This window comes from Actinoplanes sp. NPDC004185 (assembly GCF_053603475.1).
Genome location: NZ_JBSGFR010000023.1, coordinates 1 through 14,306 on the forward strand (window position 1 = coordinate 1; position 14,306 = coordinate 14,306).

Consider the following 14,306-nt stretch of genomic DNA (forward strand, 5'->3'; position numbering starts at 1 on the left):
GTGGGAGAGTAGGACGCCGCCGGACTTAACGTTGGGAAAGGCCCACACCAGAGATGGTGTGGGCCTTTTCTGTATGCGCGTATGGAGCTCACCCCGACCCGGGATGAGCTCTTTTGCATTTCTGATGCCTCGAGGCCGGCGTCGACAAGCCCGCGCGGACAGAAGCAGCAGAGCGGCTGTCAGCATCTGCCCCGTGTAGGGCCGAACCTAGTTGCGGGTTTGGGTGGCAGCGCGGATCTCGCCGAACAGCTTCGCTGAGTCGTCAACGCTGCGGCCCGGAAACATCGCCAGGGCAAGGCTGCCGTGGTCGGCCCAGCCACACACCGGCATGTCGGCCCCGTCCGCCTTCGTCGTCCCGCACTTCATCGTGCCGCCGAGCGGGCCGGCCGGCACGTCATGCAGCCCGGTCACCGAGCCCTGCTCGTCGGAGACCAGATCAAACGCCGTCACGAGATCGTTCTCCGGCGTCCAGAACAGCGTGGTGCCGCCGAAGAAGAGGACGTCGTTGGCCGAGCCGTCCGTGTAGACCGCTCCCACTGCTCGGTCCAGAGCCACATCGGCCGACAGCGCGGTCTGGAGGTATTCCGCCGTGCTGCGGCCCTCGTCACTGCTGTCGACGGACAACCCTGCGACCTTTGCCGGGACAGTGAGCGTCGCGTCCTTCTGTGAGGCGATGCGCCAGCCCACGTACCCGAGGACGGATGCGCCGGCCAGGCCGACCGCCAGCAGTGAGCTCAGGATGATGGTCTTGGTCCTTGACCTGGGCGCTCGCTCTTCCTTCGCCTCACCGGTGGACTCGGTGAGGGGGAACGGGTCAGCGGCGATCTCCACCGGTGTGGCCTCGGGTGGCGGAGGGGAGCCAGGGCGTTCGGACATCGTGCGAGCCTAACAACTCGTCGATCCGGCGTCGGGCGTTGTCCACAGGCCCACCGTTGTCCACAGGGAGGCGGTGCGATCGCAGCCTTCCCGGACGGGCTCCGTAGACTTGTCGGGTGAGCGAAGCAACCGACGCCCGTACCCCCGACAGCCGGCCCACCGGTGGCCTTTCCGCCCAGTACCAGCCGGGCGAGGTAGAGCAGCGGCGGTACGAGCAGTGGGTATCGGCCGGCTACTTCACGGCGGACCCGGCTAGTGACAAGCCGCCCTTCTCCATCGTCATCCCGCCGCCCAACGTGACCGGCTCCATGCACGTCGGCCACGCCCTCGAGCACACCATCATGGACACCCTGAGCCGCTTCAAGCGGATGCAGGGCTTCGAGGTGCTCTGGCTGCCCGGCATGGACCACGCCGGCATCGCCACCCAGAACGTCGTCGAGCGGCAGCTCGCCGCCCAGCAGATCTCCCGCCACGACCTGGGCCGTGAGGCCTTCGTCGAGAAGGTCTGGCAGTGGAAGGCCGAGTCCGGTGGCGCGATCACCGGGCAGATGCGCCGGCTCGGCGATTCCGTGGACTGGAGCCGCGAGCGGTTCACCATGGACGAGGGCCTCTCCAAGGCCGTGCAGACGATCTTCAAGCAGCTGTTCGACGACGGCCTCATCTACCGCGCCGAGCGCATCATCAACTGGTGCCCGCGGTGTCTCACCGCGCTCAGTGACATCGAGGTGGAGCACACCGACGACGACGGTGAGCTCGTCTCCATCCGCTACGGCGATGGTGACAACGCGATCGTTGTCGCCACGACCCGGGCCGAGACGATGCTCGGTGACACCGCGGTGGCCGTGCACCCCGATGACGAGCGCTATCAGCATCTAATCGGCACCGACGTCGAGCTTCCGCTCACCGGGCGGCGCATCCCGATCGTGGCCGACGAGCACGTCGACCCCGCTTTCGGTACGGGTGCTGTCAAGGTCACGCCGGCGCACGACCCGAACGACTTCGAGATCGGCCGGCGGCACGACCTGCCGGGCATGACGATCATGGATGAGCGTGCCGTCGTCACCGTACCGGGGCCGTTCGAGGGTCTTGATCGGTATGAGGCGCGGCCCGCGATCGTGGCGGCCCTGCGTGAGCAGGGGCGCATTGTTGCCGAGAAGCGGCCCTACCAGCACTCCGTCGGGCACTGCTCGCGGTGCAAGACGACCGTGGAGCCGCGGCTGTCATTGCAGTGGTTCGTCAACACCGGGCCGCTGGCGAAGGCGGCCGGCGACGCGGTCCGGGACGGCCGGGTCACCATCGAGCCGCCGGAGCTCGCGAAGCGGTACTTCGCGTGGGTCGACAACATGCACGACTGGTGCATCTCACGCCAGTTGTGGTGGGGGCACCGCATCCCGGTCTGGTACGGCCCGGCCGGCGAGGTCGTCTGTGTCGGACCGGACGAGCAGCCGCCGACCGGCGAGGGCTGGCGCCAGGACGAGGACGTGCTCGACACGTGGTTCTCGTCCGGGCTGTGGCCGTTCTCCACCATGGGCTGGCCCGAGCAGACCGAGACGCTGGCGAAGTTCTATCCGACCAGCGTGCTGGTCACCGGCTACGACATCCTCTTCTTCTGGGTCGCCCGGATGATGATGTTCGGCCTGTACGCGATGGACGGCGTGCAGCCGTTCGACGTGGTGGCGCTCCACGGGCTGGTCCGGGACGCGCACGGCAAGAAGATGTCGAAGTCGTTCGGCAACGCCGTCGACCCACTGGACTGGATCGACCGGTACGGCGCCGACGCCACCCGCTTCACGCTGGCCCGCGGAGCCAACCCCGGCTCCGACGTGCCGATCAGCGAGGAGTGGTGCCAGGGCTCGCGCAACTTCTGCAACAAGCTGTGGAACGCGACCCGCTTCGCGCTGATGAACGGGGCCACGGTCGAGGGGGAGCTGCCGGCGTCGGCGGAGCTGTCGAGCGTCGACAAGTGGATCCTGTCGCGGCTGCAGCATGTCATCGCTGAGGTCGACGAGCAGCTCGCGACGTACGAGTTCGCCAAGGCCTGTGACACGCTCTACCACTTCGCGTGGGACGACGTCTGCGACTGGTACGTGGAGCTCAGCAAGCCCGTGCTGGCCACCGACGGCGTCGAGGCCGCGCGCTCGCGCCGGGTGCTCGGGCACGTTCTCGACCAGCTGTTGCGTCTGTTGCACCCGGTGATTCCGTTCGTCACCGAGGAGCTGTGGACGGTGCTGACCGGTGCCGAGTCCGTCGTCGTCGCCGCTTGGCCGGTTGCCGACCAGGCTCGTGTCGATGATGTGGCCGAGGATGAGCTGGCCGCGTTGCAAAAGGTCGTCACCGAGGTGCGGCGTTTCCGCTCCGACCAGGGGCTGCGCCCGGGTCAGCGGGTCAGCGCCGCGCTCACCGGCCTCGGCAACGTCGGCATCGACGTGCACGAGCCGCTGATCCGCGCCCTGGCCCGGCTCGACGCCCCCGGGGCCGAGTTCGCGGCCACGGCGACCCTCGCGGTCACCGGTGGCATCACCGTCGACCTCGACACCCGCGGCACCATCGATGTCGCCGCCGAGCGGGCCCGTCTCGACAAGGACCGCGCCGCCGCCGAGAAGGAAGCGGCGCAGTGCCGGGCCAAGCTCGACAACGACGCGTTCGTCGGTAAGGCGCCAGAACAGGTCGTTGCGAAGATCAAGGACCGGCTGGCCACGGCGGAAGCCGACCTCGCGAGAATTGCGGCGGCCCTGAAAGCGTTGCCCTCAGCATGAGCACATACCAAGAGGTGGTTGCCGCGCTCGACGGGCGCGGCTTCACCCGCATGGCCTTCGACATGCAGAAGATCCGTGACCTGATGGACGTGCTCGGCAGTCCGCAGCGGGCGTACCCGTCGATCCACCTCACCGGGACCAACGGCAAGACGTCCACGGCCCGGATGATCGACGGCCTGCTGCGTGCGCACGGGCTGCACACCGGTCGCTATACGAGCCCGCACCTGGAGACGGTCCGGGAGCGGATCAGCCTCGACGGCGAGCCGATCACCGAGGAGCGGCTGGCCGCCGTCTACGACGAGGTGGCCCCGCTGGCCCAGTTGATCGACGAGCGTTCGGCTGAGCCGCTCACCTACTTCGACATGACCACGGCGCTGGCGTATGCGACCTTCGCCGACGCTCCCGTGGACATCGCCGTGGTCGAGGTCGGTCTCGGGGGCGAGGAGGACGCGACCAACGTCCTCGAGGCCGGCGTCTGCGTCATCACGCCGATCGGGCTCGACCACACCGAGTGGCTCGGTGACACGATCGAGGACATCGCCTGGGCCAAGGCGGGCATCATCCACAAGGACGCCACCGTCATCAGCGCGCTGCAGACCGAGGACGCGATGCGGCCGCTGCTGGAACGCTCGGCGCAGGTCGGTGCGACTGTCGCCCGTGAGGGCAGCGAGTTCGGCGTGATCCGGCGGGACCAGGCGGTCGGCGGTCAGGTGCTGACGCTGCAGGGACTCGGCGGCGTGTACGACGAGATCTTCCTGCCGCTCTTCGGCGCGCACCAGGCGCAGAACGCCGCCCTCGCGCTGGCCGCGGTCGAGGCGTTCCTCGGTGCGGGTGCGGCCAAGCAGCTCGACGTGGACCTGGTCCGGGAAGGCTTCGGCGGGGTCGACTCGCCGGGCCGGCTCGAACGGGTACGCAGCGCGCCCACGATCCTGCTCGACGGGGCGCACAATCCGCACGGCATGGCGGCGACCGTGACCGCGCTCGAGGAAGAGTTCGCGTTCCGTCACCTTGTCGCCGTGGTCGGGGTGCTCGGGGACAAGGACGTGGCCGGCCTGCTCGAGCTGCTGGAGCCGGTCGCGGCCCGGCTCGTCGTGACGCAGAACAGCTCACCGCGGGCGATGCCGGTCGACGAGCTCGCCCAGCTCGCCGAGGAGATCTTCGGCGAGGACCGGGTGACGATCACGCAGAACATGCCCGATGCCATCGAGGAAGCGGTCGTGCTCGCCGAATCGGACACCGACGGTGAGCACAGCGGCGTCGCGGTGCTGATCACCGGCTCGATCGTCACCGTGGCCGACGCACGGAAACTCCTGAAGAAGTGACCACGCCGCCGCCGGAGCCGGCCTCGCCCGTGCCGTCGCCCGAGGAGGCGCCGGCCGGGACCGAGGGCGACGAGACGCGGCGGTCCGGGCTCCGCAATCCTGAGGCGGCGGTACGAGGGCTGGGGGCGGGCACGCTCGCCCTGGAAGCGATCGTGCTGCTGCTGGCGATCCAACCGATTCGGATCCTGGGCGGGGATCTCAGCGGCTGGGGCATCGGGGTGGTGGTGGCCCTGGCCGTGGCTGCGGCCCTCGTGGCCGGGAGCATGCGGCGCCGCTGGGCCTGGCATGCTGGTACGGGACTGCAGGTGCTGCTGCTCGCGTCCGGACTGCTGCACTGGTCACTTGCCGCGCTCGGGTTGATCTTCGGGTTGACCTGGGCCTACGCGACTTCGGTACGGCACAAGATCCTGGGCTAGCCGCCCGCCGAGCCGGGTTGGCGGGTCCACCGGCTGTCGTGGAGCGGGTGGACCGGCACGGGCCTGGTCAGCGGATGGCGCGCCACTGGGTGATGGCGATGTTGTGCTGGTCGGGGTCGTGGAACGCGGCTGCCCAGAGTTCGAGCTTGCCGCCTCGGTTCACGGGGCGGGGGCCGTGGACGAACTTCACGCCCTTGGCCTTCAGCTCCTCGTAGACCGCTTCGACGTCGCCCACCTCCAGATTGAGGTAGATCAGGCGGCCGGCCACGCCGGACAGGTCGGGGACTGTGCGGAGGACCAGCCTCGTGTCACCGGAGGCGAGCACTGCGCTGCCCGAGCCGGCGTCGATCTCGTAGAAGCCGAGCATCTCGCGGTAGAACGCCACCGAGCGTTCCAGGTTGGTGACGAGCACCGTGATACCTACGCCGTGGATGGCGCCGGCCGGGCCGGGGCGGGCGCTCGGGTAGGCGGTGATCAGGTCGTCGGCGCGTTCGTCGGGTTCGAAGCCGTTTTCGAGGTCGGCCCAGGGCCTCCCTCGCTTCGGTGACGTTCCGCCGGCGGGGGTGGACGTCGTGGGCTTCGGCCGGGCGGCGGCGGGTGCGGGATTCTCCTGGGTGGGTTCGCCCGTGGTTGCGGCGGTGTAGACGGTTCCCGGGCGGATCGGGGTGGGTTCCGGCCGGGGCCGGGTGTCCGCGGGGTTGCCGATGCCGGAGCCTCCACCCGGGCCGAAGGCGGTCGGGGAGGCATAGACCTGCCCGGGAGCTGCTGCGGAGGACGCCGGCCTGGGATGACTGGCGGAGACAGCTCCGGCCGCTGGACCCGCCGCTGCACCGGAATCGGTCACGGCACCGGGGCTGGATGAAGCACCGGGGCCAGCTGCGGCGCTGGGATCGGCTACGGCACCACGGCTGGACGAAGCATCGGGGCCCGCTGCGGCGCGGGGATCGGCTGCGGCGCGGGGATCGGCTGCGGCACCGGAGTGGGAGGCGGTGTCGGGGCTGGACGCGGCGCTGGTGCCGGGCTGGGCGGCGCGGTCGGGAGCCGGGGTGGGGCTCGGCTCGGGAGCTGGACGGCTTGCGGATACGGCGCCGACGCCGGGGTCGGAGGTTGACTCCGCTACGGGGCGGCTTACGGCAGGTGAGTCGGTGGTTCGAGGAGCAGCCGGCTCATCTGCGGACCGGCCGGAGTGGTCGGCGGCGGCCGGGCTGGACGAGCTGGCTGGGCGGGGAGCGGCAGCGGGCTCAGCGGGCGGGGCGAACGGCGCAGCCGGGTCCAGATCATCCGGCGGGGGCTGGGTGGCCGACACCGAGCCGGTAGCCGCCACCGGCTCGTCGGCCCCCGGACGCCGGGACGCCGCGCGCGGAGCCTCGGGGGCGGGGCGAGCTTCTTCCTGCTTCTTGCCGCGGAACGCATTGCCCAAGGCCGTGAACCCCGCAGCCACCACCGCCCCCGCAGCCGCCGCCAGGCCGGTAGTCGGCGCCGGGCTTCGTGGCTCGCTACTGCTCCGGGGGCGGTCGTCCGCAACCGGTGGTGTGTCGTCTGCCGGGCGGGGCCGCGGCCTGGGGCGGGGTTCCGCGGGCGGCGGCGGGTCCTCGGTGACCAGCGGCGGTGCGGTCTCGCTCTGGGGCTCCGGCTGCCGGGCGCGGACCTCCCACGGCGGTGGTTCCAGATCCCCGAGCAGGTCGTCCTCGGCGTCCAGGACGCGGCCCGCGCGGTCGTCCGAAGGAGCGGGGGAAGCGGGGGCGGCCACCGGCGGGGCGATGATGTCCTCGTCCACCGCCGCCCGCGCCGCGCGGGTCTGCTGCTCCGGGGGTGGTTCCGGGTCGCCGTCCAGGGGCAGGTCGATCTCCGGGTCCTGCTCCGGGGCGCGCTGGGCGGGCACCGGCTGCGCCAGGTCCTCGACCGGGTCCGAAGCCACCCGGTCCGAAACCACCGACTCCACCGGGTCCGACGCTACTGAGTCCGAGGGCGGCCGGGAGGATGCCGTGGAGGCTTGGGCCGGTGCTGCTTCTGTCGGCTCTGTGCCCGTACCGTCGTCTTCCTGGTCCATGGTTGCTGTCGCGTGCGGCCTTGGTCTCGGGCGGGGTTTTTCCGCCGGGCGCGGCGGCGCGGCCGTCGCCGTGCGAGCGCGTTGCGGCAGCGGCGTCGTGTAGTCGTAGTCCGGCTCCACCAGCTGGCCCTCGACGATCGGGCCGCCCGGGGCGTCGCGGACGATCACCGGCGGCGGCGGGTCGTCCAGCAGGACCGCCTGCGGGGGCGGCGGGGGCGGGCCGTCCAGGTCACCCAGGCGCGGGGACGGCGGCGGCGGGGGTGGCGGCTCGTCCGGGCCGCGGCCCCACTGCCGGTCGCGGGTCGCCCACGGCGGTGGTTCCGGTTCGCCGCCCAGCAGGTCGTCGTCCGGCAGGTCCTCCTCGTAGTACGCCGGGGGGACAGTCGGCGAGCCCAGGTCGTAGGTCTCCGCCTCGTCCCAGTTGATGCGGACGCGGCGCATGTCGTCCACGTCCACCGTCACCGGCAGGGTGTCGCCCGGCCGCGGCCATTTCGCCACCGGGACGCGGGGGTCGCGGACCGTCACCTCCGACGTCGGCAGACCCGGGGCCACGATCACGATCTGCAGCTCCGCGCGGCCGTAGATCGCCGTTGCCGGCGGCTCCGAGATGGCCTTGACCTGCGCTGATCCCGCCACCCAGGCGCGGGCGCCGCGCCGGACCACGTTGACCATGCCCAGGGCGATCGCCAGGATCAGCATCGCCAGGCCCAGCGCGACGATCGCCCAGCTCGACATGCCGAGCCCGAACAGCATCACGAAGGCCGCGATCGCGCCGACGACCGTCGCCACGAGTTTGCGGGCCGGAGCGATCGGCCGGCCGTTCTGGTTCGCCACAGTGGACCTCCCGGGTGTACCCGTCAGGTTACGTAGCCGCGACCGCCCGTGGAAAGTGCGCTACCGGGCGGTTGCCGCTCGCGCCCGATCCGGTACCGATAGGCTGACCTCCCGACCGGCGTGTCGGCTTGCCACGTCCTACCCAGGAGGAACTTCCGGTGTCCACTGCCACCGAGCGCACGCTCGTGCTCGTCAAGCCCGATGCGCTGCGGCGCGGCCTGCTCGGGGAGATCCTGAGCCGGTTCGAGCGCAAGGGCCTCACGATCGACGCGCTGGTCGTGCGGACCATGGACGCCGAGCTGGCCGACCAGCACTACGCCGAGCACGTGGACAAGGCGTTCTACCCGCCGCTCAAGGAATTCATGACCAGCGGGCCGCTCGCCGCCCTGGTGCTCTCCGGCGACGAGGTCATCGCGGTCGTCCGGGCCCTGGTCGGCGCCACGGACGGGCGCAAGGCCGCCGCGGGCACGATCCGCGGCGACCTGTCGCTGTCCAACCGGGAAAACCTGGTCCACGCCTCCGATTCTCCCGACAGTGCGAAGCGTGAGCTCGCGCTGTGGTTCCCCGAGCTCTGAACCGGCTCAGACCTCCAGCGGCGGCTGCTTCTCCACCGCGATCGACAGCCGGTTCCACACGTTGATCGTGGCGATGGCCATCAGCACGTCGGCCAGCTCCTGCTCGGTGAACTCCTTGGCGGCCGGCTCCCAGACCTCGTCCGGGACGCCGTGCTCGCCGAGCCGGGTCACCGCGTCGGTCAGGGCCAGCGCGGCCCGCTCCCGCTCGCTGAAGAACGGGGCGTCGTGCCAGGCCGCGACGGCGAACAGACGCCGGCTCGACTCGCCGGCGGCCAGCGCGTCGCGGCTGTGCATGTCGGTGCAGAACGAGCAGCCGTTCACCATCGAGGCGCGCAGCTTGATCAGCTCGTACAGGGTGGGGTCGACGCGGTCACGGCAGTACTGCTCCATGCCGTAGACGGCCCGGTAAGCGGCCGGTGAGACCTTGTCGATCGCCAAGCGGGACATGAATCCTCCTGTGGTCGTCGTGTACACGGTCAGGACGAGACAGCGACGAAAGACGTGACAGCGGCGCAGCCGGCCGTCTGATCTTCGGGTGCCGTCCATCTCGGTCCCGCCCGGGCTTCACCTGGCCCCGAGAGCCTGCCGGTATGACCTCCATCGATCGACGAAGCCTGCTGCGGGCCGGGATGGCCGGCGGCGTTCTCGGTGTCCTGCCCGCCGGGCCGGTCTTCGCCGGCTGGTCGGCGCAGCGCCCGGTGCTCACCCACGGGGTGCAGACCGGCGACGCCACCGCCGGCACCGCGGTCGTCTGGGCCCGGGCCGACCGGCCCAGCCGGATGTGGGTCGAGATCAGCCGCCGCCCGGACCTGCGCGGCGCGCGCCGCGTGCGCGGGCCGGTGCTCACCCCGGACACCGATTTCACCGGCAAGGTGCACCTGCGCCGCCTGCCGGCGGGGGAGAAGCTGCACTACCGGGTACGGGCGGAGAGCCTCGACCGCGCCGGCCTGCTCAGCGAGCCCCTCGACGGCTCGTTCAGCACCGCGCCGGTACGCCGGCAGGACATCTCGTTCGTCTGGACCGGTGACGTGGTCGGGCAGGGCTGGGGCATCGACCCCGCGTACGGCGGCCTGGCCCTGTTCGAGTCGATGCGCCGCCGCCGGCCCGACTTCCTGCTGCACAGCGGGGACACCGTCTACGCCGACGGTCCGCTCGTGCCGGCCGTCACGCTGCCGGACGGCCGGATCTGGCGCAACGTGGTCACGCCGGAGAAGTCCAAGGTCGCCGAGACCTTGGGCGAATACCGCGGCCAGTATGCGTACAACCTGCTGGACGACGCGTACAAGGCGTTCGCCGCCGAGGTTCCGCAGCTCAACCAGTGGGACGACCATGAGGTGGTCAACAACTGGTATCCGGGGGAGATCCTCGACGACGCCCGGTACACCGAGAAGCGGGTCGACGTGCTGGCGGCGCGGGCGCACCGGGCGTACCACGAGTGGGTGCCCACCCCGCAGCGCTCCGGGCCGGTCCACCGCAAGATCTCGTACGGGCCGCTGCTGGACGTGTTCGTGCTGGACATGCGCACGTTCAAGGACGTCAACGACGGCAACACGTACGCGGGTCCGTACCGTGGCCTGCTCGGGGCCGAGCAGCGTGAGTGGCTGATCCGCGGCCTGCGCACGTCCCGGGCCACCTGGAAGGTGATCGCCAACGACCTGCCGCTGGGCGTGGTCGTGCCGGACGGCCCGGCCGCGCAGGAGGGCGTCGCCCAGGGCGACCCGGGCGCGCCGAAGGGCCGTGAGCTGGAGTTCGCGCAGGTCCTGCGGGCGGCGCACCGGGCCGGCGTCACCGGGATCGTGCTGCTCACGGCCGATGTGCACTACACCGCGGCGCACCACTACGACCCGGCCCGGGCCGCTGTGCAGGACTTCACGCCGTTCTGGGAGTTCGTCTCCGGCCCGGCCCACGCGGGCGCGTTCGGCCCCAACGTGCTCGACGCCACGTTCGGCCCCGAGGCGGTCTTCGTGCACGCTCCGCCGGTGGCCAACACCTCCCCGGCCGACGGCTACCAGCACTTCGGTGAGGTGCGGATCGACGGCCGGACCGGCGCGCTGCGAGTCGACCTGCGCGACCGGGCCGGTGTGTCGCTGTGGTCGACCACCCTGCCGAAGCCGCGGAACAATTGACGGCCGGTATCGTTGTGTAGTCAGGCGTTGATCCGGCCATCACCGGGGAGCCTCCGGAAGAACGGGCGCGTGCGCCTCAGTAGAACCGGGCGGACACCGGCCCGCACCCCAGCCGGCGAACGAAGCGGGCAGCTCCGGCTGTCAAGCGAGGTGGTACCGCGGGCTCCGGCTCGTCCTCGCAGTCCACGCAAGTGCACTGCTCGAGGAGTGACCACCGATGGCTTATCCCAAGCACACCGACGCCGCCGGCGTACCGGCGAGCCCTGACCTGCCCGCGGTCGAGCGGGCCGTGCTGGAGCACTGGGCCGCCGCAAAGACCTTCGAGGCCAGCGTCGACGCCCGCCCGGCCGGCGAGAACGGCAGCAACGAGTACGTCTTCTACGACGGCCCGCCGTTCGCCAACGGGCTGCCGCACTACGGCCACCTGTTCACCGGCTACGTCAAGGACCTGGTACCGCGCTACCAGACCATGCGCGGCAAGCACGTCGAGCGCCGCTTCGGCTGGGACACCCACGGGCTGCCGGCCGAGGTCGAGGCCGAGAAACAGCTCGGCATCACCACCAAGGCGCAGATCCTCGAACTGGGCGTGGACAAGTTCAACGACGCCTGCCGGACCTCCGTGCTGGCGTACACCAAGGACTGGGAGCGTTACGTCACGCGCCAGGCCCGCTGGGTGGACTTCGGCAACGACTACAAGACCCTCGACCCCAGCTACATGGAGTCGGTCATGTGGGCCTTCAAGACCCTGCACGAGAAGGGTCTGATCTACGAGGGCTTCCGGGTGCTGGCGTACTGCTTCCGGTGCGAGACGCCGCTGTCGAACACCGAGACCCGGATGGACGACGTCTACCGGGACCGGACCGACCCGGCGCTGACCGTCACCTTCCAGTTGGAGACCGGCGAGCGGATCGCGGTCTGGACCACCACGCCGTGGACCCTGCCGTCGAACCTCGCGCTGGCCGTCGGCCCGGACATCGAGTACGCGATCCTGGAGAAGGACGGCCAGCGGCTCATCCTGGGCGCCGGGCGCGTCGGTGCCTACGCCAAGGAGCTCGACGGGTACGAGCAGGTCGGCACGGTGCTGGGCCGGGAGCTGGCCGGGCGTCGCTACACCCCGATGTTCGACTTCCTGGTCGAGCAGGCCGGCCCGAACGCGTACCAGGTGCTGGCGGCCGACTACGTCAGTGACGAGGACGGCACCGGCGTGGTCCACCAGGCGCCCGCCTTCGGTGAGGACGACCAGAACGTCTGCAACGCCGCCGGCATCCCGACGATCGTGACGGTCGACGACCACACCCGGTTCACCGCGCTCGTGCCCGACTACCAGGGCGTACAGGTCTTCGACGCCAACAAGCCGATCACCGCCGAGCTCAAGGCCCGCGGCGTGGTGCTGCGGCACGAGGGGTACACGCACTCGTACCCGCACTGCTGGCGCTGTGACACGCCGCTGGTCTACAAGGCCGTGTCGTCGTGGTTCGTGGCGGTGACCAAGTTCCGGGACCGGATGGTCGAGCTCAACCAGGAGATCACCTGGACCCCCGCGCACATCAAGGACGGCTCGTTCGGCAAGTGGCTGGCCAACGCCCGGGACTGGTCGATCAGCCGGAACAGGTTCTGGGGCTCGCCCATCCCGGTGTGGAAGTCCGACGACCCGACCTACCCGCGGGTCGACGTCTACGGCTCGCTGGAGCAGCTCAGCGCCGACTTCGGCGTCGAGGTCACCGACCTGCACCGGCCGTACGTGGACGAGCTGACCCGGCCCAACCCGGACGACCCGACCGGGCAGTCCACCATGCGCCGGGTGCCCGAGGTGCTGGACTGCTGGTTCGAGTCCGGTTCGATGCCGTTCGCGCAGGTGCACTACCCGTTCGAGAACAAGGAGTGGTTCGAGCACCACTACCCGGGCGACTTCATCGTCGAGTACATCGGCCAGACCCGCGGCTGGTTCTACACCATGCACGTGCTGGCCACGGCCCTGTTCGACCGCCCGGCGTTCCGCAACTGCCTGAGCCACGGCATCCTGCAGGGCGCCGACGGCCGCAAGATGTCCAAGAGCCTGCGCAACTACCCGGACGTCTACGAGGTGTTCGACTCCTACGGCTCGGACGCGATGCGCTGGATGCTCATGTCCTCGCCGGTCCTGCGCGGCGGTGACATGCCGGTCACCGAGGTGGCGATCCGCGACTCGGTGCGCCAGGTGCTGCTCCCGCTGTGGAACGTCTGGTACTTCTTCAGCCTGTACGCCAATGCGGCCAACTACACGGCCCGCTTCCGGACCGACTCGACGCACCTGCTGGACCGCTACATCCTGGCCAAGACCAGCGAGCTCGTGGCCGACACCACCCGGCAGCTCGACGAGTACGACATCTCGGGCGCAGCCGCCTCGGTGCGGTCGTACCTGGACGCGCTGACCAACTGGTACGTGCGCCGCTCGCGGGACCGCTTCTGGGCCGGCGACGCCGACGCGTTCGACACCCTCGCCACCGTGCTGGAGACCCTGTGCCGGGTGGTGGCGCCGCTCGCGCCGCTGACCGCCGAGGAGGTCTGGCGCGGCCTGACCGGCGACCGGTCGGTGCACCTGACCGACTGGCCGCTCGCCGAGGGTTACCCGGCCGACCACGAGCTGGTGGCCTCCATGGACGCGATCCGCGAGGCCGCCTCGGCGGCGTTGTCACTGCGCAAGGCCAAGGCGCTGCGGGTCCGGCTGCCGCTGGCCAAGCTCACCGTGGCCAGCCCGGACGCCGACGCGCTGCGGCCGTTCGCGGACCTGCTGGCCGACGAGGTCAACGTCAAGGAGGTGCAGCTCAGTGCCGATCTGGCCGCGTACTCCCAGCAGGTGTTGACCGTGGTCCCGCGGGCCCTGGGCCCGCGCCTGGGCAAGCAGGTCCAGGTCGTCATCAAGGCCGTCAAGGCCGGCGACTGGCAGCTCGTCGACGGCGCGCCCGTCGCCGCCGGCGTCACCCTGCAGGAGGGCGAGTACGAGCTGAAGCTCATCGCCGCCGACGCCGAGAACTCGGCGCCGCTGCCGGCCGGCCGGGGCGTGGTGCTGCTGGACACCGAGGTCACGCCCGAGCTGGCCGCCGAGGGCCTGGCCCGCGACCTGATCCGGGTCGTGCAGCAGGCCCGCCGCGACGCTGACCTCGACGTGTCCGACCGGATCGCCCTGCGGATCGCGGCGTCGCCCGTGGTCGCCGCGGCCGTCGAGGTCCACCGGGACTTCGTCGCCGCCGAGACGCTGGCGACCGCGCTGAGCCTCGACGAGGCCGCGACCGGCTTCAGCGGTGAGGTCGGCGACGGCGAAACGGTAACGGTGTCGGTCACCCGCACGGTGTGAGTCCTGCCTCCTGGCTC

9 protein-coding genes are annotated in these 14,306 nt (G+C 70.9%); 6 read left to right on the plus strand and 3 right to left on the minus strand.

All coding sequences use genetic code 11. The annotated features are described in order from the left end of the window. Positions 1 to 207 precede the first annotated feature (207 nt). Positions 208 to 831: a hypothetical protein gene (locus tag ACWEOZ_RS23375; RefSeq protein WP_451912805.1), complete on the minus strand. Its 624-nt coding sequence runs from the start codon at positions 829 to 831 to the stop codon at positions 208 to 210. A 161-nt stretch (positions 832 to 992) separates the two neighbouring features. Between ACWEOZ_RS23375 and ACWEOZ_RS23380 the strand changes: the two genes are divergently transcribed. From ACWEOZ_RS23380 to ACWEOZ_RS23390, 3 genes are read left to right on the plus strand one after another with little or no spacing between them, the layout of a single operon-like run. Beyond that, positions 993 to 3,632, plus strand: a complete 2,640-nt coding sequence (locus ACWEOZ_RS23380; RefSeq protein WP_451912806.1) for a valine--tRNA ligase — start codon at positions 993 to 995, stop codon at positions 3,630 to 3,632. Next, positions 3,629 to 4,954 carry a bifunctional folylpolyglutamate synthase/dihydrofolate synthase gene (locus ACWEOZ_RS23385; protein WP_451912807.1) on the plus strand — a complete coding sequence of 442 codons (1,326 nt, stop codon included), beginning with the start codon at positions 3,629 to 3,631 and terminating at the stop codon, positions 4,952 to 4,954. The genes ACWEOZ_RS23380 and ACWEOZ_RS23385 overlap by 4 nt, the downstream gene beginning before the upstream one ends. Beyond that, positions 4,951 to 5,370 (plus strand): DUF4233 domain-containing protein, encoded by a 420-nt coding sequence (locus ACWEOZ_RS23390; RefSeq protein ID WP_451912808.1) that lies wholly within the window; start codon positions 4,951 to 4,953, stop codon positions 5,368 to 5,370. Before ACWEOZ_RS23385 ends, ACWEOZ_RS23390 begins: the two co-directional genes overlap by 4 nt. A gap of 67 nt (positions 5,371 to 5,437) precedes the next feature. On the opposite strand, the gene ACWEOZ_RS23395 is transcribed toward ACWEOZ_RS23390, so the two are convergent. Beyond that, positions 5,438 to 8,254, minus strand: a complete 2,817-nt coding sequence (locus ACWEOZ_RS23395; RefSeq protein ID WP_451912809.1) for a VOC family protein — start codon at positions 8,252 to 8,254, stop codon at positions 5,438 to 5,440. 158 nt (positions 8,255 to 8,412) lie between these two features. On the opposite strand from ACWEOZ_RS23395, the gene ndk reads away from it, so the two are divergent. Next, positions 8,413 to 8,829, plus strand: a complete 417-nt coding sequence (ndk, locus tag ACWEOZ_RS23400) for a nucleoside-diphosphate kinase (RefSeq protein ID WP_360825083.1) — start codon at positions 8,413 to 8,415, stop codon at positions 8,827 to 8,829. A 6-nt stretch (positions 8,830 to 8,835) separates the two neighbouring features. On the opposite strand, the gene ACWEOZ_RS23405 is transcribed toward ndk, so the two are convergent. Next, positions 8,836 to 9,276 carry a carboxymuconolactone decarboxylase family protein gene (locus tag ACWEOZ_RS23405; RefSeq protein ID WP_451912810.1) on the minus strand — a complete coding sequence of 147 codons (441 nt, stop codon included), beginning with the start codon at positions 9,274 to 9,276 and terminating at the stop codon, positions 8,836 to 8,838. Between the two features lie 143 nt (positions 9,277 to 9,419). On the opposite strand from ACWEOZ_RS23405, the gene ACWEOZ_RS23410 reads away from it, so the two are divergent. Continuing rightward, positions 9,420 to 10,955 carry an alkaline phosphatase D family protein gene (locus tag ACWEOZ_RS23410; protein WP_451912811.1) on the plus strand — a complete coding sequence of 512 codons (1,536 nt, stop codon included), beginning with the start codon at positions 9,420 to 9,422 and terminating at the stop codon, positions 10,953 to 10,955. 217 nt (positions 10,956 to 11,172) lie between these two features. Further along, positions 11,173 to 14,289, plus strand: coding sequence for an isoleucine--tRNA ligase (gene ileS, locus ACWEOZ_RS23415; protein WP_451912812.1), 3,117 nt, complete (start codon positions 11,173 to 11,175; stop codon positions 14,287 to 14,289). The last annotated feature ends 17 nt before the right edge of the window (positions 14,290 to 14,306 follow it).